Source organism: Paenibacillus sp. FSL H7-0756, from assembly GCF_038006765.1.
Taxonomy (GTDB): domain Bacteria; phylum Bacillota; class Bacilli; order Paenibacillales; family Paenibacillaceae; genus Paenibacillus_AQ.
In genome coordinates, this window is the sequence record NZ_JBBOVT010000001.1 from 3,380,457 (window position 1) to 3,403,305 (window position 22,849).

26 protein-coding genes are annotated in these 22,849 nt (G+C 55.5%); 25 read left to right on the forward strand and 1 reads right to left on the reverse strand.

What is annotated here, in order from left to right; translation table 11 throughout:
* The first annotated feature begins 421 nt into the window (after positions 1–421).
* Complete coding sequence (locus NST04_RS14685) at positions 422–1,675, forward strand: aspartate kinase (RefSeq protein ID WP_341184851.1); 1,254 nt, start codon at positions 422–424, stop codon at positions 1,673–1,675.
* Between the two features lie 165 nt (positions 1,676–1,840).
* On the opposite strand, the gene NST04_RS14690 is transcribed toward NST04_RS14685, so the two are convergent.
* The gene (locus tag NST04_RS14690; RefSeq protein ID WP_341184852.1) at positions 1,841–2,707 is read right to left on the reverse strand and encodes a YitT family protein; all 867 of its coding nucleotides are present in this window, start codon (positions 2,705–2,707) and stop codon (positions 1,841–1,843) included.
* Positions 2,708–2,949: 242 nt separating this feature from the next.
* On the opposite strand from NST04_RS14690, the gene NST04_RS14695 reads away from it, so the two are divergent.
* The 24 genes from NST04_RS14695 (at position 2,950) to recN (ending at position 22,723) form a co-directional block, all read left to right on the forward strand.
* The gene (locus NST04_RS14695) at positions 2,950–3,213 is read left to right on the forward strand and encodes a YqhV family protein (protein ID WP_445667893.1); all 264 of its coding nucleotides are present in this window, start codon (positions 2,950–2,952) and stop codon (positions 3,211–3,213) included.
* Between the two features lie 81 nt (positions 3,214–3,294).
* A complete protein-coding gene (gene spoIIIAA, locus NST04_RS14700; RefSeq protein WP_341184853.1) occupies positions 3,295–4,302 on the forward strand; it encodes a stage III sporulation protein AA in 1,008 nt (335 codons plus the stop codon).
* Positions 4,295–4,813, forward strand: a complete 519-nt coding sequence (gene spoIIIAB / locus NST04_RS14705) for a stage III sporulation protein SpoIIIAB (protein ID WP_341184854.1) — start codon at positions 4,295–4,297, stop codon at positions 4,811–4,813. The genes spoIIIAA and spoIIIAB overlap by 8 nt, the downstream gene beginning before the upstream one ends.
* Positions 4,814–4,826: 13 nt before the next feature.
* Complete coding sequence (spoIIIAC, locus tag NST04_RS14710; RefSeq protein ID WP_020426549.1) at positions 4,827–5,030, forward strand: stage III sporulation protein AC; 204 nt, start codon at positions 4,827–4,829, stop codon at positions 5,028–5,030.
* A gap of 9 nt (positions 5,031–5,039) precedes the next feature.
* Entirely contained in the window at positions 5,040–5,429 is a 390-nt protein-coding gene (gene spoIIIAD / locus NST04_RS14715; protein WP_036698407.1) for a stage III sporulation protein AD, read from the forward strand.
* A gap of 47 nt (positions 5,430–5,476) precedes the next feature.
* Positions 5,477–6,772: a stage III sporulation protein AE gene (gene spoIIIAE / locus NST04_RS14720; protein WP_341184855.1), complete on the forward strand. Its 1,296-nt coding sequence runs from the start codon at positions 5,477–5,479 to the stop codon at positions 6,770–6,772.
* A 24-nt stretch (positions 6,773–6,796) separates the two neighbouring features.
* Complete coding sequence (gene spoIIIAF / locus NST04_RS14725; protein WP_341184856.1) at positions 6,797–7,597, forward strand: stage III sporulation protein AF; 801 nt, start codon at positions 6,797–6,799, stop codon at positions 7,595–7,597.
* A 17-nt stretch (positions 7,598–7,614) separates the two neighbouring features.
* Positions 7,615–8,256 carry a stage III sporulation protein AG gene (gene spoIIIAG / locus NST04_RS14730; RefSeq protein ID WP_341184857.1) on the forward strand — a complete coding sequence of 214 codons (642 nt, stop codon included), beginning with the start codon at positions 7,615–7,617 and terminating at the stop codon, positions 8,254–8,256.
* Between the two features lie 109 nt (positions 8,257–8,365).
* Positions 8,366–9,280: a SpoIIIAH-like family protein gene (locus NST04_RS14735; RefSeq protein WP_341184858.1), complete on the forward strand. Its 915-nt coding sequence runs from the start codon at positions 8,366–8,368 to the stop codon at positions 9,278–9,280.
* Between the two features lie 277 nt (positions 9,281–9,557).
* Complete coding sequence (gene accB / locus NST04_RS14740) at positions 9,558–10,067, forward strand: acetyl-CoA carboxylase biotin carboxyl carrier protein (RefSeq protein ID WP_341018124.1); 510 nt, start codon at positions 9,558–9,560, stop codon at positions 10,065–10,067.
* A gap of 56 nt (positions 10,068–10,123) precedes the next feature.
* Positions 10,124–11,467 (forward strand): acetyl-CoA carboxylase biotin carboxylase subunit, encoded by a 1,344-nt coding sequence (gene accC, locus NST04_RS14745; RefSeq protein WP_341184859.1) that lies wholly within the window; start codon positions 10,124–10,126, stop codon positions 11,465–11,467.
* A gap of 112 nt (positions 11,468–11,579) precedes the next feature.
* Positions 11,580–11,996, forward strand: a complete 417-nt coding sequence (locus NST04_RS14750; RefSeq protein WP_036698392.1) for an Asp23/Gls24 family envelope stress response protein — start codon at positions 11,580–11,582, stop codon at positions 11,994–11,996.
* Positions 11,997–12,068: 72 nt separating this feature from the next.
* Positions 12,069–12,608 (forward strand): alkaline shock response membrane anchor protein AmaP, encoded by a 540-nt coding sequence (gene amaP, locus NST04_RS14755; RefSeq protein ID WP_036698389.1) that lies wholly within the window; start codon positions 12,069–12,071, stop codon positions 12,606–12,608.
* 15 nt (positions 12,609–12,623) lie between these two features.
* Positions 12,624–12,857 (forward strand): DUF2273 domain-containing protein, encoded by a 234-nt coding sequence (locus tag NST04_RS14760; RefSeq protein WP_036698387.1) that lies wholly within the window; start codon positions 12,624–12,626, stop codon positions 12,855–12,857.
* 133 nt (positions 12,858–12,990) lie between these two features.
* Positions 12,991–13,440, forward strand: coding sequence for a transcription antitermination factor NusB (gene nusB, locus NST04_RS14765; protein ID WP_036698385.1), 450 nt, complete (start codon positions 12,991–12,993; stop codon positions 13,438–13,440).
* A gap of 86 nt (positions 13,441–13,526) precedes the next feature.
* Entirely contained in the window at positions 13,527–14,384 is an 858-nt protein-coding gene (gene folD / locus NST04_RS14770) for a bifunctional methylenetetrahydrofolate dehydrogenase/methenyltetrahydrofolate cyclohydrolase FolD (protein ID WP_341150857.1), read from the forward strand.
* A gap of 9 nt (positions 14,385–14,393) precedes the next feature.
* Complete coding sequence (xseA, locus tag NST04_RS14775) at positions 14,394–15,767, forward strand: exodeoxyribonuclease VII large subunit (RefSeq protein ID WP_341184860.1); 1,374 nt, start codon at positions 14,394–14,396, stop codon at positions 15,765–15,767.
* A complete protein-coding gene (gene xseB, locus NST04_RS14780) occupies positions 15,751–16,008 on the forward strand; it encodes an exodeoxyribonuclease VII small subunit (protein WP_036698378.1) in 258 nt (85 codons plus the stop codon). Before xseA ends, xseB begins: the two co-directional genes overlap by 17 nt.
* Positions 15,995–16,942 carry a polyprenyl synthetase family protein gene (locus NST04_RS14785; protein ID WP_341184861.1) on the forward strand — a complete coding sequence of 316 codons (948 nt, stop codon included), beginning with the start codon at positions 15,995–15,997 and terminating at the stop codon, positions 16,940–16,942. The genes xseB and NST04_RS14785 overlap by 14 nt, the downstream gene beginning before the upstream one ends.
* Positions 16,943–17,039: 97 nt before the next feature.
* Positions 17,040–18,944 carry a 1-deoxy-D-xylulose-5-phosphate synthase gene (dxs, locus tag NST04_RS14790; RefSeq protein ID WP_341184862.1) on the forward strand — a complete coding sequence of 635 codons (1,905 nt, stop codon included), beginning with the start codon at positions 17,040–17,042 and terminating at the stop codon, positions 18,942–18,944.
* 42 nt (positions 18,945–18,986) lie between these two features.
* A complete protein-coding gene (locus NST04_RS14795) occupies positions 18,987–19,877 on the forward strand; it encodes a TlyA family RNA methyltransferase (protein WP_341184863.1) in 891 nt (296 codons plus the stop codon).
* A gap of 116 nt (positions 19,878–19,993) precedes the next feature.
* Complete coding sequence (locus NST04_RS14800; RefSeq protein WP_341185256.1) at positions 19,994–20,470, forward strand: hypothetical protein; 477 nt, start codon at positions 19,994–19,996, stop codon at positions 20,468–20,470.
* Between the two features lie 26 nt (positions 20,471–20,496).
* Positions 20,497–20,946 carry a transcriptional regulator AhrC/ArgR gene (ahrC, locus tag NST04_RS14805; protein WP_340752740.1) on the forward strand — a complete coding sequence of 150 codons (450 nt, stop codon included), beginning with the start codon at positions 20,497–20,499 and terminating at the stop codon, positions 20,944–20,946.
* A 49-nt stretch (positions 20,947–20,995) separates the two neighbouring features.
* Entirely contained in the window at positions 20,996–22,723 is a 1,728-nt protein-coding gene (recN, locus tag NST04_RS14810) for a DNA repair protein RecN (protein WP_341184864.1), read from the forward strand.
* Positions 22,724–22,849: the final 126 nt, after the last annotated feature.

Sequence of the window (22,849 nt, forward strand, 5' to 3'; positions counted from 1 at the left end):
CACATTAGGAATCAAAGGGATAAATCCCTTTGACGGAAGCCTACGGTGGGACGGAATGTGGCGTGAAGGAGAGTAATGAGGAGCACAAATGCTGTTGAATTGGGCTGAAGCGGCCGGATGAGCGAATGAGGTGCACTAGTGCACCAGAATTGGGCCGAAGCGGGCCGGATGAGCGAATGAGGAGCACTAGTGCTGTTGAATTGGGCCGAAGCGGGCTGGATGAGCGAATGAGGAGCACTAGTGCCCCTGAATGGAGCCTGAGCAGGCCGTGGCGGGTTCGGGGTTATGGCCGGGTTCTTCAAAAATGGGCATATTATTTTGTGAAACCATTAACGCATGTTATGATTTTCGTATTATACTGTGTTAAAGCGTTAACCAAAATTTAAGCTACTTTAGAGCGAAATAGGGAGTGAATGGAACTTTGTCACTTTATGTCATGAAATTCGGGGGCAGCTCCGTCGGCGACATTGAACGTATGAAGCGGGTCGCCGGGCGTATCGCAGCCAAGCAGGATGAAGGACACCGCTGCGTTGTGGTGGTCTCCGCTATGGGAGATACCACAGATGATCTGATCGATCAGGCGAATCAGCTGAACGGTCAGCCCCCCGCACGCGAGATGGATATGCTGATGACTACCGGAGAGCAGATCTCCGTTGCGCTTCTGTCGATTGCGCTTCACGGAATCGGCCGGAATGCCGTATCCTATACAGGCTGGCAGGCCGGGTTCCGTACTGATGAGACCCACGGCCGGGCACGGATCAGTGAGATTGTTCCACGCCGGGTGCTGGAATCGCTGGAGCGTGAGCAGATTGTGATTGTAGCCGGCTTCCAGGGCATGACGCTGGATGGCGAGATCACTACCCTGGGCCGCGGAGGCTCGGATACGACAGCGGTTGCGCTGGCCGCAGCGATCAAAGCGGATGTCTGCGAGATCTACACTGACGTAGACGGCATCTACTCGACTGACCCGCGTATTGTGAAGACGGCGCGCAAGCTGAAGGAAATCTCCTACGACGAGATGCTGGAGCTGGCGAATCTCGGGGCAGCTGTGCTGCATCCGCGTGCCGTGGAATATGCCAAACGATATCAAGTGAAGCTGGTCGTAAGATCAAGCTTTAACCATAATGAAGGTACTGTGGTGAAGGAGGAAGCAAGCATGGAGCAGGGTGTAGTAGTAAGCGGAATTGCCTATGACAAGAATGTGGCCCGGATCAGTATTCTGGGAGTTCCTGATGTGCCGGGGGTACTCGCCCAGGTATTCGGCAAGCTGGCCGATGAGGGCGTGGATGTTGACATTATCGTGCAGAGCGGAGTACAGAACGAGACGGCAGATTTCTCCTTCACTGTAGCGCTTGGCGATCTGGTGAAGGCCAAGGAGGTCATCGAGGGGCTGCACAGCGTATTGCCTTACCGTGAAGTGACTTCCGAGGACAGTCTGGTCAAGGTGTCGATTGTCGGCGCCGGAATGGTCAGCCACCCGGGTGTTGCCGCCAAAATGTTCGAGGTGATCTCGAATGAAGGCGTGAGCATCAAGATGGTCAGCACCTCCGAGATCAAGGTGTCCTGTGTGATTGAATCCGGCAACCTGCAGCAGATTATTCAGGCGCTGCATACCGCCTATAACCTGGATACACAAGAGCAAGCCTTCGTTGGAGGTCCACAGGACCGCCGCTAAGCCGCAGATTATAAGGTTGAATGTATGCGAATAACCAAGTACATTGTGCCATCATGCTTAACACAAAGACGCAAAACAAAAAGAGTGCAGTTCCCCGCCGAAGCGGAGAACTGCACTCTTTTTGCATCATACATAAGTTAGGAATGGCCCGCCAACATGCACTCGCTAGCTTAGCCGCCGGAACCTGCCCATAATCTCTACCGTCTCCAGCACGTTAACGAAAGATTTCGGATCGGTCTCCAGAATCGTCTTGCGCAGATCTGCCAGCTCATAGCGGGTGGTTACGGTCATCAGCATCGTATTGCCCTCGTGACTGTATCCACCCTCTGCGTTCACAACGGTGATGCCGTGCGGCAGGCTGGTCAGCCGGTTCAGCATTTTCTCGCGCTCCTTGGTGACGATGAAGCAGGTCAGCTTGATATGGCGGATGTGAATCATATCAACCACCCGGCTTTTGACGAAGATACAGAGCATCGCGTAGAGCGCGGAATCCCAGCTTTTGAAGAAGCCCAGACTTAAGATTACCAGGCCGTCCATGACGAACAACACGGTGCCCATGGGAATATCCCGCTTACGGGTAATGATAGAGCCGAGAATGTCGAAGCCCCCGGAAGAACCGCCCGCCCGCAGCGAGAAGCCAACCCCTCCCGCAATAATCACCCCGCCGAAGATACTGGCCAGGATCGGGTCCTTGGTGAGCTTCACCACAGGGATAACGGTGAGGAACCAGGTAGTGCACAGTACAGACAGCATGCTATAACAGATGTACTTTTTGCCCACGGCGACGAAGCCCCAGATCAGGATCGGGAGATTGATGGCGAAATAGTACAGCGAGATAAATTTGGGATGAGTCAAATACCCGATGATGGAAGCTGTCCCGGCTACACCGCCGCTGAGCAATTGGTGCGGAATCAGGAACAGGCGGAGCCCTGCTGCTACCAGAAAGGCTGAAAATACAATAATAGCTACCTCTTTTACCTGTCTGGCTATCGTTCCTGATACAAGCGGTACTACGAAATTGCGAACTTGCATGACTGTGATCCCCTTCTTTGCTCAGTTATCTTTGGATACGGCAAAATTAATTTTATCATACCGATGATATTTTTTTATAGAGGGCAACACTATGATTTCTTTCACACCTCCTGAATTCTCCGCTAGTATCCCCATTTCTTCTTGTCTAAAGTCGCCCCTTTCCGCATATCCATGGATAACAGCTTGTTTGATATGCAGGGTATGTGTACGATCCATAGATTTGAACGAAGGAGTTGAGAACATTGGACAAGTATGTAAGCTGGATGTCTGGCCTGCGGCTGCTGTCCGGCACTGTGGAGATTGCGGCGGCCTTGATTATGCTGAAGCTGAACCAAGTGGATAAGGCGCTGGCTGTCAATTCGGGACTGGCGCTTGTCGGCCCTACGATCCTCATTCTGACCACGGCTGTCGGCCTTACAGGGATGGCAGAGCAGCTGTCCTGGGGCAAGCTAGGCTGGATTGGCTGCGGGGTGGCTATTCTCTTATTCGGGATTCTCAAGAAATGATAGATGATAGGCATAAAGCATAAGTACAAGCATAAATATGAAATAAAGCTATTAGTAGAGGACAGCTTGGGGGTACCTGGTATGGCAAATGACTGGCTTCTGTTGTTTCCCGAAAAAGTAAGAGCGCTGCTCGGCGGCCTCCCCGCTGCGCTCCTGGACAAGGTGGAGGAGATTCGCGTCCGTGAGGGACGGCCGCTGGAGATCAACTATTCCGGCAAGTATCATTTCATCGGTACTGGCGGCACCCTGACCCAGCTACCCGGCGAGGCGTACCGGCCGGACCGGGAGGATACGCACCGGCTGCTGGACCTCATCAGCAATCATTCCCTCTATACGATGGAAGAGGAGCTGCGCAAGGGCTTCATCACCATTCCGGGCGGACACCGGATCGGCCTCTGCGGCCGGACGGTCTTAAGCGGGGGCGGCGTGGAGCATCTGCGTGATATTACCGGCTTCAACGTGCGGATTGCCCGTGAGGTGCACGGCATCGCCGACGGCGTGCTGCCTTATCTGCTGGACCGGGGGCGGCAGCGGGTCATGCATACGCTGATCCTGTCCCCGCCGCAGCATGGCAAGACCACACTGCTGCGCGATCTGGCCAGGCAGCTGTCGGCAGGTACAAGCGGGGGCCGGGATGGCAGCCGGCCGGGGCTGAAGGTCGGCATCGTCGACGAACGCTCCGAGATTGCGGGCAGCCGCCGGGGAATTCCGGCTTTTGATGTCGGGCCGCGCACGGATATTCTGGACGGTTGCCCCAAGGCGGAAGGCATGATGATGATGATCCGCTCCCTGTCGCCCGATGTGCTGATCGCCGATGAAATCGGCCGCGTGGAGGACGCGGAGGCGGTGACCGAGGCGCTGCACGCCGGAATCTCGGTGGTCGCTTCCGCGCACGGCAAGGAAGTGTCCGAGCTGGCCCGGCGGCCCGGGCTCGGCGGGCTGCTGGAGCACCGGATGTTCGAGCGGTATGTGATTCTGCACCGCGGAGCCTCCGGCTTGTCCTTCCGTATTCTGGACGCCCAGAAGCGCGGGCTGCTGTTGGTCTCTCCGGAGGAGCAGCCGGTGTCAGGGGGTGACCGCCATGTTTAAGCTCCTTGGCGCGGTACTGATTGTGCTGGCCGGCACACTGGCCGGCTTCAAGCGGGCGGCCCAGTATGCGGACCGGCCGAGGCATATCCGGGCCTTGATTGCCGCGCTCCAGCGGCTGGAGACCGAGATCCAGTACGGCTACACGCCGCTGCCGGAGGCGCTGCGCCGGATCGGGCTGCAGACGAAGGAGCCGCTGCGGGCCTTCTTCCTTACGGCGGCGGATGAGATGAATCCGCCGCATAACTACAGTGCGGAAGAGGCCATCCGGCGGGCGGTGGAAGCCCACTGGAGCAGCGCATCGCTGCGGGGCACGGAGAAGGAGATTATCCGGCAGCTCAGCTGCACGCTTGGAACCAGTGACCGGCCGAATCAGAGCACGCATATTGCTCTGGCTTTACAGCAATTGAAGCAGGAGGAGACAGCGGCCAGAGAAGATCAGGGCAAGTATGAGAAGGTGAGCAAAAGCCTGGGGCTGCTGCTTGGAGCATTGATCGTCATTTTGATCTTTTAGCGAGGTGCCAGGAATGAATATTGAAGTCAACGCGATCTTTCAGATTGCCGGCATCGGCATCATTATCGCCATGATCCACACGGTGCTTAAGCAGATGGGCAAAGAGGATATCGCCCACTGGGTAACGATTGTCGGCTTTATCATCGTCCTGTTCATGGTCATCCGGATGCTGGATGGGCTGCTGCAGGAAATCAAAACGATTTTTCTTTTTCAGTAGGCTGAAGTTATGGAAATCATTCAGATTGTGGGAATTGGCATCTTGGCGACGGTCCTGATCCTCGTCCTGAAGGAGCAAAAGCCGGTATTTGCCTTCCTGCTCACCACTGCGGCCGGCATTCTCATATTCTTGTTCCTGATCGGCAAGATCGGAACGATTCTCGGTACGCTGGAGCGGGTCGCGGAATCCTCCGGGATGGAAATGATCCATATCAAAACCGTGTTCAAAATCATCGGCATCTCCTATATCGCGGAATTCGGGGCGCAGATTGTGAGGGATGCCGGGCAGGAATCGATTGCTTCCAAGATTGAGCTGGCCGGCAAGGTGCTGATCATGGTGCTGGCTGTTCCGATTATCAGCATTATTATTGAAACCGTCATGAAGCTGCTGCCAGCCTGATACAGCGGATATGCCGGACAAGTTGGAGTAAAGCGGAGGTGAGGGGAATGCAGGAGCATAGGTTTTTTCGGCCGCCAAAAGGGGTAAAAGCTCTCCTGCTTCTGCCAGCCCTGCTGCTGGTGCTCCAACTGCTTCTGCTGTGTGGAAGCACGGCAAGCGCCGCAAGTTCTGCAAGTGTTGCAGATGCTGCAAGCACAGCCCCGGTTCCTTCGTCCCCGGCTGCAGGCGGCAGCGGAGGCTCTACGTCTCCTGTTGACCAGTGGGTGAAGGGGCAGGTGGAGCATCTGCCAAAGGACAAAGTGGAGTCTTACTGGGACCAGCTGATGAAGGATTACGGGGGATTTTTCCCGGAGGGCCGGACGCCTTCCTTGATGGATATGCTGCTGCCGGGAGATAAGGGCTTAAGCTTCAAAAGCGTATTGTCCGGCCTGATGAACTTCATGTGGCACGAGGTGCTCTATAACGGCAAGCTGCTGGTCACGATTGTGATGATCAGTGTGCTGAGCATGATTCTGGAGACGCTGCAGACTGCTTTTGAACGGAAATCCGTCAGTAAGATCGCTTATATGCTCTGCTACATGGTGGTGCTGGTCATCGCCGTTAACAGCTTCAATGTCGCGATCGGTTATGCCAAGGATGCCATCGACCGGATGATCGATTTCATGATGGCCATGATTCCGCTGCTGTTCGCGCTGCTGGCCTCGATGGGCAATATCGTCACGGTGTCTGTGACCCACCCGCTGATCGTATTCATGATCCATACCGTAGGCACGCTGATTCATACGCTGGTCTTCCCGCTGCTGTTCTTCTCGGCGGTACTGCATCTGGTGAGCGCCATGTCGGAGAAATACAAGCTGACCCATCTGGCCAACCTGCTGCGCAATATCGGGGCCGGGCTGCTCGGGGTGCTGCTGACGGTGTTTCTCGGCGTGATCTCTGTCCGGGGGATTACCAGCTCGGTTACAGACGGAGTGACCATACGCGCGGCCAAATATATTACAGGGAATTTCGTGCCGGTGATCGGTAAAATGTTCGCGGATGCCACGGACACGGTCATCTCGGCCTCACTGCTGGTGAAGAACGCCATCGGGCTGTCGGGAGTAATCATTATCCTCTTCCTGTGCGCATTCCCGGCGATCAAAATCCTGATCCTCGCCCTGATCTACAATCTGGCCGCAGCCGTCATGCAGCCGCTGGGCGAGACACCGATCGTGACCTGCCTGCAGACGATCGGCAAAAGCATGATTTATGTCTTCGCGGCGCTGGCCGCCGTCTCGCTGATGTTCTTCCTGGCGGTAACCATTATGCTGACCGCGGGCAATGTGACTGTGATGATGCGATAGCACGAAATGATAAGGAGGTGCGCCATGTCCTGGCTCAGCAGTTGGCTCCATGAGCTGATTCTCGTCGTACTGATGGCTGCATTCGTGGAGATGCTCCTGCCCAGTAAATCCATGGAACGCTACGCCAGGCTGGTGCTCAGCCTGCTGGTTCTGCTGACGATGCTCAGCCCGATCATCTCTCTGCTGAAGGGGGATGCGAGCAAGGAGCTGACCATGGCGATGCAGCAGCAGGAGAGAAGCGGGGGGCTGCTGAACAGAGCGGAGGGTGCACCGGATTCGCTGGACAAGATTCTGGCAGACGGGCGGATGCTTGCTGCCGGAGCACGTGACCAGAGCCTGAAGCTGGCTGCCGAGGAAATCGCCGGCCAGATGCGCGACCAGATTGCCGGGAGCACCGGGCTAGGCGGGGTGAAGGTGACGGTGGCCCTGGCTATGGGCCCGAATCCGAATGCGCCGCTGGGCGAGGAGGTGCCGCTGATCTCCTCAGTCATGGTAGCTCTCCCGCCGGAGCAGAGTGCCTCCGGAGGTGCTGTCCCGGGCAATGGCACTGTAGCCCCGCCGTCATCCGGGCCGATACAGATCACCCCTGTGGAGCCGGTCCAGGTCAGCCTGGAGGATAGCGGCGGAGAGGGGGAAGCGCAGGAAGCGTCCTCCTCAGGAGGTGCGGCTCCGGCGTCCTCCTCTTCCGCGAACGGCACAGAAGGAGTGAAGGAGACCCTGGCGGAGGAAGCCGGAACAATTATCAAGCTGCTGGAGCAGAACTGGAACCTGGACCCCGCTCTGATCAAGGTGCAGAGCAGCGGGGCCGGTACCGTGAAATCATAAGAGGAGGCGGGCAATCAATGGGCAATTGGCTGAAAAAGCTGGAGCAGTGGGCCGGAGGCGGCGGCAGCGGCAGCCCGAAGCGCAGCCACACCTTCCGCTGGCTGATCATTATCGGCCTGCTGGGTGTTGCGATCATGCTGTTCAACTCCTTCGTGAATGTGAAGAAGCTGGACAACGAGAACACGGGGCGTGAACCGCCGGACAGCGGGACCTCGCAGACCGTCCTGCAGCAGGAGGCCGGGAGCGCGAATTCTTTTGACAGCATCGAACTGGCGATGGAGAACCGCACCAAGGAGATTCTGGAGAAAATTGTGGGGGTCGGGACTGTGGATATCATGGTCACTGTAGATTCCACAGAGGAAATTATCGTGCAGCGCAATATGAACGACTCGCAGCAGCAAAGTGAAGAAACGGATGCCAGCGGCGGTAAACGCCATACCACCCAGTACACCAGGGACGGCCAGATCGTCACTTACAGCCAGTCAGGGAACGAGGCTCCGATCATCACCAAGCGGGTGAAGCCCCAGGTACGGGGAGTGCTGGTGGTCGCCAAAGGGGCAGAGAACAAGGTCGTGCGCAGTCTGATTGAGCAGGCGGTTGAAAAAGGGCTTAACGTACCGGTCTACCGGATTTCTGTTGTCCCGCGCAAGCAGGAATAGGCATGTCTCCGGCAACCCCGGCATATGCTTTAACAGAAGAGGCTTGTACGATACACACGACTCAGAGACGACAAGAGGGCTGGCAACAAAATTATAGGAGGTATAAACAATGAAGGGCAAAAGACAAACGATTTGGCTGGTTTCTATGCTCAGTTTGATGGTAGTGCTCTCTGCATATTATCTGTTCACGGAAGATACGGGGGCTCCCATCCCTAAAGAAACCGCAGGCAGCATCCAGGTGGATACTATAAAAGACGGAACGGGCGGCGGAACTGCAACTACGCTGGACAGCGGACTTGTCATCAAAGAGGTCAGCACGGACAAGGGAATTGCAGTAGGAACCGTAGATGACAGCAGCAAGACCACCAAGGATGAAGCGGCATCAACAGTGGCAACCGAGGACAGTACGACTCCGGCCGTGATAGATGACAGCAGTGTGGTTGCTGACAGCAGCAACACTGCCATGGATACAACTGCTGCAACGGACAAGGCGGCTACGGCTGATAAAGGCAAGGATACGGCTGGCAGCAAGGATACCAAGGAAAATAAGGACACTAAGGATACCAAGGACAGCAAAGACAGCAAGGATACGTCAGCCGCTGCAGACAAGACTCCGGCGAAGGACGACGAGGCGATTCTGGATGAAGTGGCTTCGCAGAGCGTATCAGCAAGCAGCCTGTTCACGAACTACCTGTATGAACGCGAGCAAAAGAACCTTAAGGATCACAATGATCTGCTGGCGCTGATTAATGATATGGATAAGACACCGGCTGAGAATGCAGCAGCCCAGGAGCAGCTCAGCAAGCTGGAGGAGAAGGAGTCCAAGATCACCGGGATTGAAGAGAAGCTTCAACAAAAATACGGCGAGGCCATCGTGAAAGAAGAATCCGGTGACGCCTACACGATCGTGGTGCTGAGCGATAAGCTGGATGTGAAGCAGGCGGTTGGCATCGTGGACTTTGTAATGAAGGAACTGAGCGTTACCCAGGACAAGATTAAGGTCCAATACGTCTCGGAGCAGTAAGCCGGCTGAATATAATCAGGGAAAATAGAATAAAATGCCGAAAGAGCCCGGGCGCGTCCCAGGCTCTTTCCATTTCTAGCGTTTGTGATATAATACATAAAGTTATCGATGTATAGAAAAAGAAGATTACGCAGGCAGCGGTTACACAAGGTAGCGATTCAAGAGAGTTACAGAGCACACCCGCCTTATGGGTAAGCTTGTCAGAACGGATATCGTACCCTGCTCAGCCAGCGTCCCAAAATGGCTTCGAGAGAAAGCTGAAGGAGTGAACTACCCAATGTTCAAGTTAAGCGAGATTAAGGAATTGATTCAATTGCTGGACCAGACTTCCTCCGTGCACGAGCTGGAGATTGAAAGCGAAGGTATGAAGCTGGCTATCCGTAAACCGGATCGCTCTGAAGCTGAAGGAACAGTAATTCAGGCGGCTCCTTATACCTACCCCTTTACGCCAGCCCCGCAGCCGCAAAGTCCGCAGATCATTGCCCCTCCGGCTGTTAGTGAAGTTCCTGCTGCGGCGCAGCAGCCCGCAACCTCCGCTGAAGGCGCATTACATAAAATCGTCTCGCCGATGGTCGGGACCTTCTACAGTGCCGCTTCACCGGAGACGCCTGCCTTTGTTAATGTCGGAGACCGGGTGAATGAGAAATCCACGGTCTGCATCATTGAAGCGATGAAGCTGATGAATGAGCTGGAGGCCGAAGTGAAGGGCGAGATTGTCTCTGTCCTGGTTGAGAACGGCCAACTGGTGGAGTACGGCCAGCCGCTGTTTCTGGTGAGAGCGGAATAATTGCCGCGAGAATGAGGAGGAGCTTGCAAGCTTCGCTAAACTTTGGGAGGAAACGCATGAACATTCAAAAAGTGTTGATTGCCAACCGCGGCGAGATTGCGGTCCGCATTATCCGGGCCTGCCGCGAGCTGGGTATTGCCACCGTGGCTGTCTATTCGGAGCCGGACCGCGATTCCCTGCATGTCCGACTTGCAGATGAGGCGTACTGTATCGGACCGATGCCCGCCAAGGACAGCTATCTGAACTTTACTAATATTATGAGCGTTGCCACGCTGACGGAATGCGATGCTATTCATCCCGGCTATGGCTTCCTGGCCGAGAATGCGGATTTCGCCGAGATCTGTGAATCCTGTAACATTACCTTCATCGGCCCTTCACCGGATGCGATTACGCGGATGGGCGACAAGGCCGTAGCCAAGGAGACGATGAAGCAGGCGGGGGTTCCGATTATTCCGGGCTCCGACGGGCTTGTCGGCGACATAGAAGAAGCGGTGATGCTTGGCCGGGATATCGGGTATCCAATCATCGTCAAGGCTACCGCAGGCGGCGGAGGCAAGGGCATCCGCATTGCCGAGGATGAAGAATCGCTGGTGAAGCAGATTACCGCAGCCCAGCAGGAGGCGCAGAAGGCCTTCGGCAATGCCGGGGTCTACCTGGAGAAATTCCTGACCGGCATGAAGCATGTGGAGATTCAGATCATCGCCGATAATCACGGCAACGTAGTCCATTTGGGCGAACGTGACTGCTCTGTGCAGCGCCGCCGCCAGAAGCTGGTGGAGGAAGCACCTTGCTCCATCCTGACACCGGAGACCCGTGAGGCAATGGGCCAAGCAGCTGTACGTGCCGCGCTTGCGGTTAATTACTCGGGGGCGGGCACCCTGGAATTCCTGCTCGGACCTGACGGCCAGTTCTATTTCATGGAGATGAATACCCGTATCCAGGTGGAGCACCCCGTGACAGAAATGGTTACCGGAGTGGATCTGATCAAGGAAATGATCTCTGTGGCGGAAGGCAACACGCTCTCCTTCACCCAGGAGGATATTGTCATCAACGGGTGGTCGATCGAGTGCCGGATCAATGCGGAGGACCCTGAACGTAATTTCATGCCGTCTCCCGGCAAAATCGGCTTCTATCTGCCTCCGGGCGGACTCGGCGTACGGGTGGATAGCGCAGCGTACCCCGGCTATACCATTTCACCTTTTTATGACTCCATGATTGCCAAGCTGATCGTGTGGGCACCTACCCGGGATGAGGCTGTTGCGAAGATGAAGCGTGCACTGGCTGAATTTGCGGTGGAGGGCATACATACCACCATTTCATTTCATCAGAGACTGCTGGAGCATCCGGTGTTTTTGGACGGGAACTTCGATATCAAGTTCCTTGAGGAGTATGAAGTTTAGGACGGCTTCTCATGGTTTGTCATAAAGTTCGTCAAATGATATAGTATGTTTAATAAGAGGCGTACTGCCCGCTTGAAGTGCCCCTACTTGCTGGAAAGGTGTGAAGTCCAAAATGAGTACATTGCCGACAGAATTTGAACGTACGGAAATCGGTGAAATCCAGATCGCTCCAGAGGTGATCGAGGTGATCGCCGGTTTGGCAACCGTTGAGGTGAAAGGTGTGGCCGGAATGAGCGGCGGTTTCGCCGGCGGAATCGTTGAGCTTCTCGGACGCAAGAACCTGTCCAAAGGGGTTAAGGTTGAGGTTGGACAGCGCGAGGCTGCGGTGGATGTGTCCGTAATTATCGAATACGGCTACCGTCTTCCGGAAGTGGCTGCTGAAATTCAGCGTAATGTTAAGCGCTCCATCGAAACCATGACCGGTCTGACCGTTGTGGAAGTGAACGTGCATATTCATGATGTGCAGTTCAAAAGCAATACAAGCATTGACAAGAGCGAGGACACGGATGCGGTTATCCGCGTGAAGTAAGGGTTCAGTTCTTCCATAAACCCCCGACAGTGCGTCGAGGGTTTACCTTAATTTTAGGAGGTTGTGAGACTCGTGGCCAAAATTCTGGACAGGCTTCTGCTGTTCCTGTACAGCTTAAGCATTGGAATACTATCTGTAACTGCCATCCTCCTCTTAAGCGGTGTCATCCCGGACAAGTATGAGATTTCGGACGGACCGGCGGTCTATATTGCTGCAATCTCGGTGGCGGTCATTCTGTTTCTGCTGAGCATCCGCTTCTTCTACATCTCCCTGCGCCGCGACCGCGCATCCCTGCCGTCTGTGGATCAGCGTACAGAATACGGGGATATTCAGATCTCAATGGAGACCATTGAGAACCTGAGTCTGAAGGCTGCGGGCAAAGTGAAGGGTATACGCGACCTGAAATCGCGCATCCGTGTCTCACAGGCGGGTCTTGAGATTATGATCCGGGCGGTCGTCGACGGCGAGCATTCATTGCCGCTGCTTACCACAGATGTACAGCGCCAGGTGCATGATTTCGTGCAGGAGACAACCGGAATTCCGGTTGCCGATGTGTCTGTATACATTGCTAACCTCACACAGGCACCAAGCTTCAAAAGTCGAGTGGAATAGAGGTGAGTTTCCCTGATGTCCTGGAGAGAAGTATGGGAAAGTCACGGGGGTAGAATTACCGGAGTTGCCTTCGGTGTCTTTCTCGGATTGATTTATCTGATTAGCGGTTTTTGGGATATGCTGTTCTTTGCACTGGTAGTGTTCATTGGATATACGTTCGGCAAACGAAAGGATACCGCGCAGGGTCCCCTGTTTCAATGGCAGGAGATCGCAGAGCGGCTGTCCGGGCGCTGGCGTCCCTTCAAGTGAACCGCGATAGTCTTTCTCCCGGAAGCCTGGAACCCGTTACTTTGAGTTGCTGACCTGCGGAAGAAAGGCTGCGCGGTTTTTTTTGAAATATAAAATCAAAACAAGAATGAAAGTTAGTTCGTAGGAGGAACACATGAAGAGACGTTTAGCGAGAGAAATTATTGTACAAAGCCTGTATCAGATGGAAATGAATGATGTTGAAGTAACCGAGGCGGTTGACATGCTGATTGAAGAAGCGGCGGATGAGAACGAAACCGAGCGCGTCATTACGGATGAGATCGAACTGAAGGCCTATGTAGTTACGCATGTCAACGGCGTGTGGGAGCACAAAATGGCGATTGACGATATGCTGGAGCATTATCTTAAGGGCTGGCAGATGAGCCGCCTGTCACGCGTAGACCGTCAGATTCTGCGTCTGGCGACCTTCGAGATGATCTTCGCCAGCGATGTGCCGGCCAAGGTATCTGTCAATGAGGCAATTGATCTGGCCAAGCATTTCGGCACAGAGGATTCCGGTAAATTCGTGAACGGTGTCCTCGGCAAGATGATTCAGGATGTGGACACGCTTAGAGCGGAGCTGTAGTTCAGCTTCAGAACCGGTTCAGATTCAGCAGCAAGCGGCAGTAACAGGCTTATAAGCCTTCAATAGACAATAGGGGAGAGACTTACATGACAGCAGCGATTATCAGCGGTAAACAGGTATCGGACGACATTCGGATCGGGATTGCCCGGGAGGTTGCAGATCTAGCGGAGCGCGGCGTGAAGCCGGGTCTGGCTGTCGTTCTGGTCGGCGAAGATCCGGCTTCCCAGGTCTATGTGCGCAACAAGGAGAAGTCCTGTATTGAGCTGGGCTTCCATTCCGAGGTGCACCGGCTGGATGCCGCTACCACCCAGCAGGAGCTGTTGGCACTGGTGGCAGACCTGAACGGCCGCAGCGATATTGACGGCATTCTCGTTCAGCTGCCGCTTCCGAAGCATATTGAGGAGAAGGCTGTGATTGACGCCATCTCGGTAGAGAAGGATGTGGACGGTTTCCACCCGGTCAATGTGGGGAACCTCGTCATTGGGGACGACAGTCTGCTCCCATGCACGCCTGCCGGGGTCATTGAACTGATCAAGCGGACCGGTACGGACATCTCCGGTAAGCATGCTGTTGTGATCGGCCGCAGTAATATTGTCGGCAAGCCTGTATCCCTGCTGTTACAGCGTGAGAATGCCACAGTAACCATGTGCCACTCGCGCACAGCGAATATGGCTGAGCTTAGCCGTCAGGCTGATATCCTGGTGGTAGCGATTGGCCGGGCCAACTTCATTGATGCTTCGTTCGTGAAGCCGGGGGCGATTGTGATTGATGTCGGCATGAACCGTCTGGATACCGGCAAGCTTGCGGGGGATGTGGATTATGAGAGTGCCCGGGAAGTAGCCGGGTTCATTACGCCGGTGCCGGGCGGAGTGGGACCGATGACGATCACTATGCTGATGAGCAACACGCTGATCGCGGCCAAACGCCTCCGCGGCCTGAAGTAGGCCGGACTTATGGCGGCAGAGCGGCAGATCTACTCCATCAAGGAGCTTAACAAATATATCCGCATGAAGCTGGATTCGGATACGCTGCTGTCCGATGTATGGATTCGCGGTGAAATCTCGAATTTCACCCATCACGGAAGCGGGCATATGTACTTCACGCTAAAGGATGAGAGCAGCCGGATCAAAGCCATCATGTTCGCCTCGCATAACTCGCGGCTGCCGTTCGTGCCGAAGGAAGGCACGAAGGTCATCGCCAGAGGAAATGTGACCGTATATGAACGGGACGGGCAATACCAGTTCTATGCGACACATATGCAGCCTGACGGAATCGGCAGTCTGTATCTCGCATACGAGCAGCTGAAGAGCAAGCTGGAGAAGGAAGGACTGTTCGCAGCGGAGCGCAAGCGTCCGCTGCCGCAATTCCCGCGCTGTATAGGGGTTGTGACCTCCCCGACAGGAGCGGCTGTGAGGGACATTATCATCACTCTGCAGCGCCGCTACCCGCAGGTGGCGATTGTGCTCTACCCTGTACTAGTGCAGGGTAAGGGGGCTGGCCCGTCTATTGTACAGGCCATTCAGAACCTGAACACCATGGGTGAGGCCGATGTGCTGATTGTCGGGCGCGGCGGCGGCTCCCTGGAGGAGCTGTGGGCCTTCAATGAAGAGGCCGTCGCCCGGGCGATAGCGGCCTCCAGGATTCCGGTCATCTCGGCCGTGGGCCACGAGACCGACTTCACGATCGCCGATTTCGCCGCCGATCTCCGGGCGGCCACCCCTACGGCAGCGGCGGAGCTCGCTGTGCCGAGCGCAGCCGAGCTGGCCGGGCAGCTGCGCATGGCCCGGCAGCGGCTGCGCCAAGGGCTGCTGCGCCGCTCGCAGCGCGGCGGCGAACGCCTCGCTGCGCTGCAGCGCTCGCTGGCGCTGGCCGGCCCCCGCCGGCAGCTGGCCCAGCACGCGCAGCGGCTGGACATGCTGCGCGCGGCCCTGCTCCGCGCAGCAGAGTCAAGGCACAGCCGCGCACAGGGGCGCAGCGCGCTGCTGCACCAGAGCCTGCAGCGCTTCCATCCGCTTAGCAGCGTCAGCGCTGCCCGCCGGCGCACGGATGGCCTCACCCGTGAGCTGACGGCGGCTATGCAGGCGCGCCTTGCAGATAATCGCGCGCGGTTCGGGGCAGAGCTGCGCCATCTGGATGCGCTCAGCCCGCTTAAGGTCATGTCACGGGGCTACAGCCTTGTGTATGACGAGAAGGAACAGCATTTAATCAAATCGCTGAAGGAAGTAGAGCTTGGCGATGTGGTCAACATAAAGCTTAATGACGGACAACTAAACTGCCACGTATGGGGAATGAAGGAGGATGGCAAAGCGAATGGCGAAGGAAGCTGAGTTGGATTTTGAAGGAGCCATGGAGCGCCTGGAGGGTATCGTGCGTGAGCTTGAACACGGTGACGTTCCCCTGGAGAAAGCGATTGATTTATTCCAGCAGGGAATGAAGCTCTCGCAGCTATGCGGCAGCAAGCTGGAGCAGGTAGAGCGCAAGATTGAGATGATCACCGTAGAGGATGGCGAACTGCGGAAGAAGCCGTTCGGCAGCCGGCTGGAAGGCGATAGCGATGAGTCATTCTGAGCTTGAGCCATCCGGCGGGGCGGCGGGGCCGCAGGGCCGCGAACCGCTGGAGCAGTATATAGCTGACATTAGCAGCTGGGTTGCTGCTGCTCTAAGCGGGGTCGTACCGGAGCATTGGGACGTCCCCGGGGTCCTAAGAGAGTCGATGGAATACTCGCTGCAAGCTGGTGGTAAGCGCCTGCGGCCTCTGCTGGTTACCGCTGCCTGCGAAGCACTGGGCGGCAGCCGCGAAGCTGCGCTGCCTGTAGCAGCTGCGATTGAAATGGTGCATACCTATTCTCTGATTCATGACGATCTTCCTGCGATGGATAATGATGATTACCGGCGCGGCAAGCTGACGAACCATAAGGTCTTCGGGGAAGCGATGGCCATTCTGGCCGGGGATTCGCTGCTGACCCATGCGTTCTACAGTGTGGTACAAGCCTCCCGTAAGTATGGGGTTCCGGCAGAGCGCGTGTTGTCCATCGTGGAGGATCTGGCTGAGATGGCAGGCCCGCGCGGTATGGTCGGCGGTCAGGTAGCCGATATGGAAGGCGAGCAGGGAATGACCGACCTGCAGCAGCTCCAGTATATTCATCTGCACAAGACTGGCGATCTGATGATCTTCTCCTTGCTTGCGGGCGGCAGAATCGCCGGTGCGAATGAGGGGCAGCTGGAGGCCCTGCGCCGGTTCGGCACACAGATTGGCCTTGCCTTCCAGATTCAGGATGATATTCTGGACCTCATCGGTGATGAGAGCAAGCTGGGCAAAAAAACCGGCAGTGATATCAAGCAGCAGAAGGTGACCTATCCGTATTTCATCGGCCTTGAAGCTTCGCGCGAAGAGGTGAAGCAACTTACGGCTGCTGCGCATTTGGCGATCCTAAAGGGAGGGTTCCAGGACCCGTCCCGGCTGCTGGAAATTGCAGATTATTTGATGTCACGTGACCACTAAATGAAGATTCGGCAAACGGCTGTGTTTCGGCAGCCGTTTCGTTTGTGTTATAATGGGGTTTATATTTTAACAACATCTAGGAAAGCGGGGAATACTCGTGCTGCTTCCACAAATAAATGATCCTCAGGAGCTAAAATCTTTATCAGTCGGGGAACTGGCTGCCCTTGCGGAGGAAATCCGCCAGTTTCTGATCGAGAAGCTGTCAGTAACAGGGGGACATCTCGCATCCAATTTGGGAGTCGTGGAGCTCACGCTGGCCCTGCATTACTGCTATGACAGTCCCCGGGATAAGATGATCTATGATGTAGGGCATCAAGCGTATGTCCACAAGATATTGACCGGCCGTCAGGACAGGTTCGACTCGCTGCGCAAGCAGGGCGGACTCTGCGGCTTCGTCAAACGTACGGAGAGTGAGCATGATGTCTGGGAAGCCGGACACAGCAGCACTTCTCTGTCAGCGGCAATGGGCATGGCGATGGCCCGTGATCTGAAGGGTGAAGACAATAAGGTAATTGCCGTTATCGGCGATGGCGCCCTCACTGGCGGAATGGCTTTTGAAGCGCTGAACCATATCGGGCATGAGCGCCGCAAGCTCATGGTGATCCTGAACGACAATGAAATGTCCATTGCGCCGAATGTTGGGGCGATGCATAACTATCTGAGCAAGATCCGTTCGGACCGTCATTATCTGCGGGCTAAGGACGAGGTCGAAGGCCTGCTGAAGAAAATCCCGGCCATCGGCGGACGTCTGGCGAAGACTGCGCAGAATGTGAAGGACGGCCTGAAGAACATGCTGGTACCCGGTGTTCTGTTCGAAGAACTCGGATTTACCTATTTGGGGCCCGTAGACGGTCATGATCTGGAGAAGATGATCGACACCTTCCATCAGGCGGATAATGTATCCGGGCCTGTTCTGGTGCATGTTCTTACCACCAAAGGCAAGGGCTACAAACCGGCGGAAGTCGATTCCTATAAATGGCATGGCATTTCCCCTTACAAAATCGAATCCGGCCAGGTGCTTCAAGCGGTCGGCAATCCGATGTATACGGAAGTCTTCGGACAGACGTTAATTGAGCTGGGGCATCAGGATAAGCGGCTGGTTGCCGTAACACCGGCGATGCCGGGCGGCTCGGGACTATTCCCGTTTGCCAAGGAATTCCCGGACCGGATGATTGATGTCGGGATCGCGGAGCAGCATGCGGCCACCTTATGTGCGGCCTTGGCTATGGAAGGCATGAAGCCGGTATTTGCCGTCTACTCCACCTTCATGCAGCGCGCCTATGATCAGATTGTTCACGACATTTGCCGCCATAATGCCAATGTTATGTTCGCCATCGACCGTGCGGGCTTCGTCGGTGCGGACGGAGAGACCCATCAGGGCGTGTACGATATCGCGTTTATGCGTCATATCCCGAACATGGTGCTTATGATGCCGAAGGATGAGAATGAGCTGCGCCACATGATGAAGACGGCGCTGGACTATAATGAAGGACCGATTGCTTACCGTTATCCGCGGATTAACGGCACGGGGGTGGCTTTGGATGCTGAGCTGCACAGTCTGCCTATCGGCACCTGGGAACGTCTGCGTCCCGGAGAGGATTATGCCGTGCTTGCCTGCGGCCCGATGGTTCATGTGGCCGAAGAAGCGGCGGAAGTACTGAAGCGTGAAGGTATTCAGATCGGTGTAGTCAATGCGCGCTTCTTGAAGCCGCTGGATAACACGATGCTGCTTGATCTGGCACATGCCGGAACGGGTATGGTGGTGCTGGAAGAAGCGAGCCAGGCCGGCGGCCTTGGCAGTGCGGTGCTGGAGTTCTTTGCAGAGCAGGAGATATATGATGCGCATGTTCACCTGATGGGCGTGCCGGATATTTTCGTCGAGCATGGGTCCATCAAGGAGCAGCGGCAGGAGACGGGGCTTACCGTTGAAGCCGTGTGCGCACGTATTAAGTCAATGAAAGGGCTCAGCACTTATACCTATAAGTCAACCTCCACCTCCTAAGGGCAGGGACGGAGGGCGGACCGAAGTGATCGGGAGATGAACATGGAACACCCTAAAGAACGAATTGATGTGCTGTTGGTGGAGCAAGGCTTCTACGACAGCCGGGAGAAGGCAAAGGCTGCCATTATGGCGGGCCTGGTGCTTGCGAACGAAGAACGGATTGAAAAGCCGGGGATGAAGGTGCTCCGCAGCTCTGTCCTCAGAGTCAAGGGAGCGCTGCACCCGTATGTCAGCCGGGGCGGCTTGAAGCTTGAGAAGGCCTTGCGGCAGTTCGGCATCGAGCTGACCGGCCGCAACATGCTGGATATCGGCTCCTCTACAGGAGGCTTCACCGATTGTGCGCTTCAGAACGGTGCAGCCCATGTGTACGCGATTGATGTGGGACATAACCAGCTCGACTGGAGCCTGCGTAATGATGAGCGGGTAACCGTAATGGAGCAGACCAACTTCCGTTACATGACCCCGCCTGATTTGAAGGGACCGGTACCTGACTTTGCAAGTATCGATGTCTCCTTTATTTCACTGAGAATCATCCTGCCGCCGCTTATGGCGCTGCTGAACCGTCCTGCTGATATCGCTGCGCTGATTAAGCCGCAGTTCGAAGCCGGGCGCGAGAAGGTGGGCAAGTCTGGAGTCGTACGCGAACCGGCTGTTCACCGGGAGGTGCTGGTAAACGTACTGACCATGGCAGCCGAACTGGGCTACACGCTTGCAGGACTGACATATTCCCCCATTACCGGCGGGGAAGGTAATATCGAATTTCTGGTACATTGGAAGCTGCTGCCTGCAGAGGCTGCGGAGCAGCCTTCAGTGCAGCAGACTTCTGCGGCTGAAGCACAGCCGAATAATTTCGCCGCGCTTGCCGACTCCGTCATTAAGGAAGCGAATGCAACCTTCAGCGCTGCGGGCCATGGAAACTCATCGAAGAGATGAGTTTCTTTTGCTGCCAAGATAACAATTCACAGGTCTTCACGAACCGAAATTAGCGGCAGATTGTCAGCCGGAAGCAGGATTTCAGCCGCCCGCACGCGAATAGATTCACCGAGGTGATGGGAGTGGCGAGCTCGGACAAGGCTGTAGTGGCACTTATAGGACTGGCGGCGGCAATCTTTATCCTTTATAGAATCTATATCTGGCTGCAGGGGTCCCCGGGTTCCTTCATGAAGGACCGGGTGCCGATCAACAAGGTCATTCAGCCCCATCCGTCCATCGCTCTGCTGGAAGATGCAGGGTACGAGGTCATCGGCGGGAAGCTGAAGATCCCGCTGTCTTTTCAGGTGAATGGGGCACCGATGTACAGCAGGCTGTTCATTGATTACGTAGCCATCAGGAATGAGGAGCATTACTATCTGGTCATCCTGTCCCGCCCCCGCAAGGAGCTTGAATTCACCGGCAGCGGACTCCGTGACTACATCCTCCCCTATCTGCTGATCTACCCTGATTGCAGCGGGGTACTCTATGTGGATACGGTGAATTCCAACATTCATGTAATTAATTTCGGCAAGGACGACGGAGAATCCAGTTAAGCACTATATAAATACGGGAGGCAACAATGAAGGGACACAGGCATATCAAGATTAGAGAAATTATCTCGCAAAAGGAAATCGAAACCCAGGATGATCTGGTCGAGGCGCTACGGGAAGCAGGCTTTCAAGTAACACAGGCGACCGTATCCCGCGATATTAAGGAACTGTTGCTGATTAAGGTGCCGATGGATGACGGTCGATACAAGTATTCTCTGCCCACTGACCAGCGTTACAACCCGACTCAGAAGCTGAAGCGTGTACTGGTGGACAACTTTGTACAAATCGACTATTCCGCGAATCTTGTGGTCATGAAATGTCTGCCGGGAACGGCCAATTCCGTGGCTGCGCTGATCGACAATATCGACTGGCCGCAAATTATGGGTACGATCTCCGGAGACGACACCATTCTGATTATCTGCCGCCAGCCGGAGGACAGCAAGGACGTCATTTCACAAATTATGGGCTATATATCGTAATTCAGCCTGCGGGCAGACAGACAATCATCATGTCGGAGGTGCTGTATTCGTGTTAGAGACATTGTCTATACGCAATCTGGCCGTGGTTGAGGCGGTGGATGTGCATTTTTATCCGGGATTCCATGTGCTTACAGGGGAGACCGGTGCCGGAAAATCAATTATCATCGATGCGCTCGCACTCATTGCCGGGGGACGCGGTTCCGCTGACTCCATCCGGTACGGGTGTGAGAAGGCCGAAATGGAAGCGCTTTTCAGTCTGCCGGGAACTCATCCGGTCTGGGATACGCTGGAGCGGCTGGGCATCGGGGCAGAGCGTGAGGAGCATCTGGTGATCCGCCGGGAGATTACCTCCCAGGGCAAGAGTACCTCGCGCGTGAACGGCCAGATGGTCAATCTGAGCATGCTGCGCGAAATCGGAGAACAGCTGGTCAATATTCACGGACAACATGAGCATCAGAACCTGCTGAAGGCTGAACGTCACTTAGGGTTGCTGGATACCTATGGGGAACCGGTGATCGGACCGCTCAAAGCGGATTATCAGGAGAAATATACAGCCTTCGGCAAAGTGGAAAAAGAACTCCGGGAACTTCAGGAATCCAGCCAAAAGGCGTATCAGATGCTGGATTTGTACCGTTTTCAGCTGGAGGAAATTTCTGCTGCGGGACTAAAACCGGGAGAAGATGAATTACTTGCCGAAGAACGGGTAAAACTATCCCACAGTGAGAAAATGATGGATTCAGTATCCGGCGCATACGAGCTGCTGTATGACAGGCAAGGGCTGGAGTCCATTGGCAATGTAATCTCCAGGCTTGAAGATGCGGTGCGGTATGACGAGAAGGGTCTGCGGGCAGTCTTCGAGCAATTGCAGTCGGCTTATTACCAGCTGGAGGATGCGGCGTTTCAGCTGCGCGACTACCGTGAAGAGATTGAATTCAATCCGGCGCGGCTGGAGGATATTGAGAACCGGCTGGATCTGATCACCGGACTGCAGCGCAAATACGGGGATAGCGTGGAGCAGATTCTGGAATATTATCAGCAGATTGAGCGGGAGACGGATCTTCTGGAGAATAAAGACGAATATATACTGAAATTAACGGCCAAACGCGATGGCCTGCTTCATATCTTAATGGAGTCAGCCGAAGCTCTGAGCGGAGCGCGGCGGCAGTGTGCGACGGATCTTGCTTCACAGGTCGAGGGAGAGCTGAAGGATCTGCAGATGGAACGGACCTCACTCCAGGTGAAGATGGAGACGCTCGAAGATCCGCGCGGCATGGAGTATCAGGGACGGCGGTACCGTCTGACCCGGCAGGGGATCGACAGCGCTGAATTCATGATCTCCCCGAATCCCGGCGAGCCGCTGCGTCCGCTGGGCAAGATCGCCTCCGGCGGAGAGCTGTCGCGGATTATGCTGGCAATGAAGAGTATTTTTGCACGGCATGATGCGATTCCAGTCCTTATCTTCGATGAGGTGGATACCGGGGTTAGCGGGCGGGCAGCCCAGTCCATCGCGGACAAGCTGTATAAGCTGTCCTCCACCTGCCAGGTGTTCTCCATTACCCACCTGCCACAGGTGGCCTGTATGGCGGATCATCAATACCTGATTGCCAAAAAAGTCGAAGACGGACGCACGATGACCGAGGTGGACTCCCTCTCGGCTGAAGGCCGCGTAATGGAGCTGGCCCGGATGCTGGGCGGTGTGGAAATTACCGAAAAAACATTGCATCACGCACAGGAGATGCTGGGTCTGGCCGAGGCCAGCAAGGCAGCTGCAAGCTAAGCGGGACAATGATTGACAGTAATAAAAGCCTGGGGGCAGGGTTATCTTATAGGTACGCAATTGGCGACCACCTTTTTCGTCAAGCGAAAGAAGCAAAAGGGAGTGTGACAGCCATTGAAGCCTAAC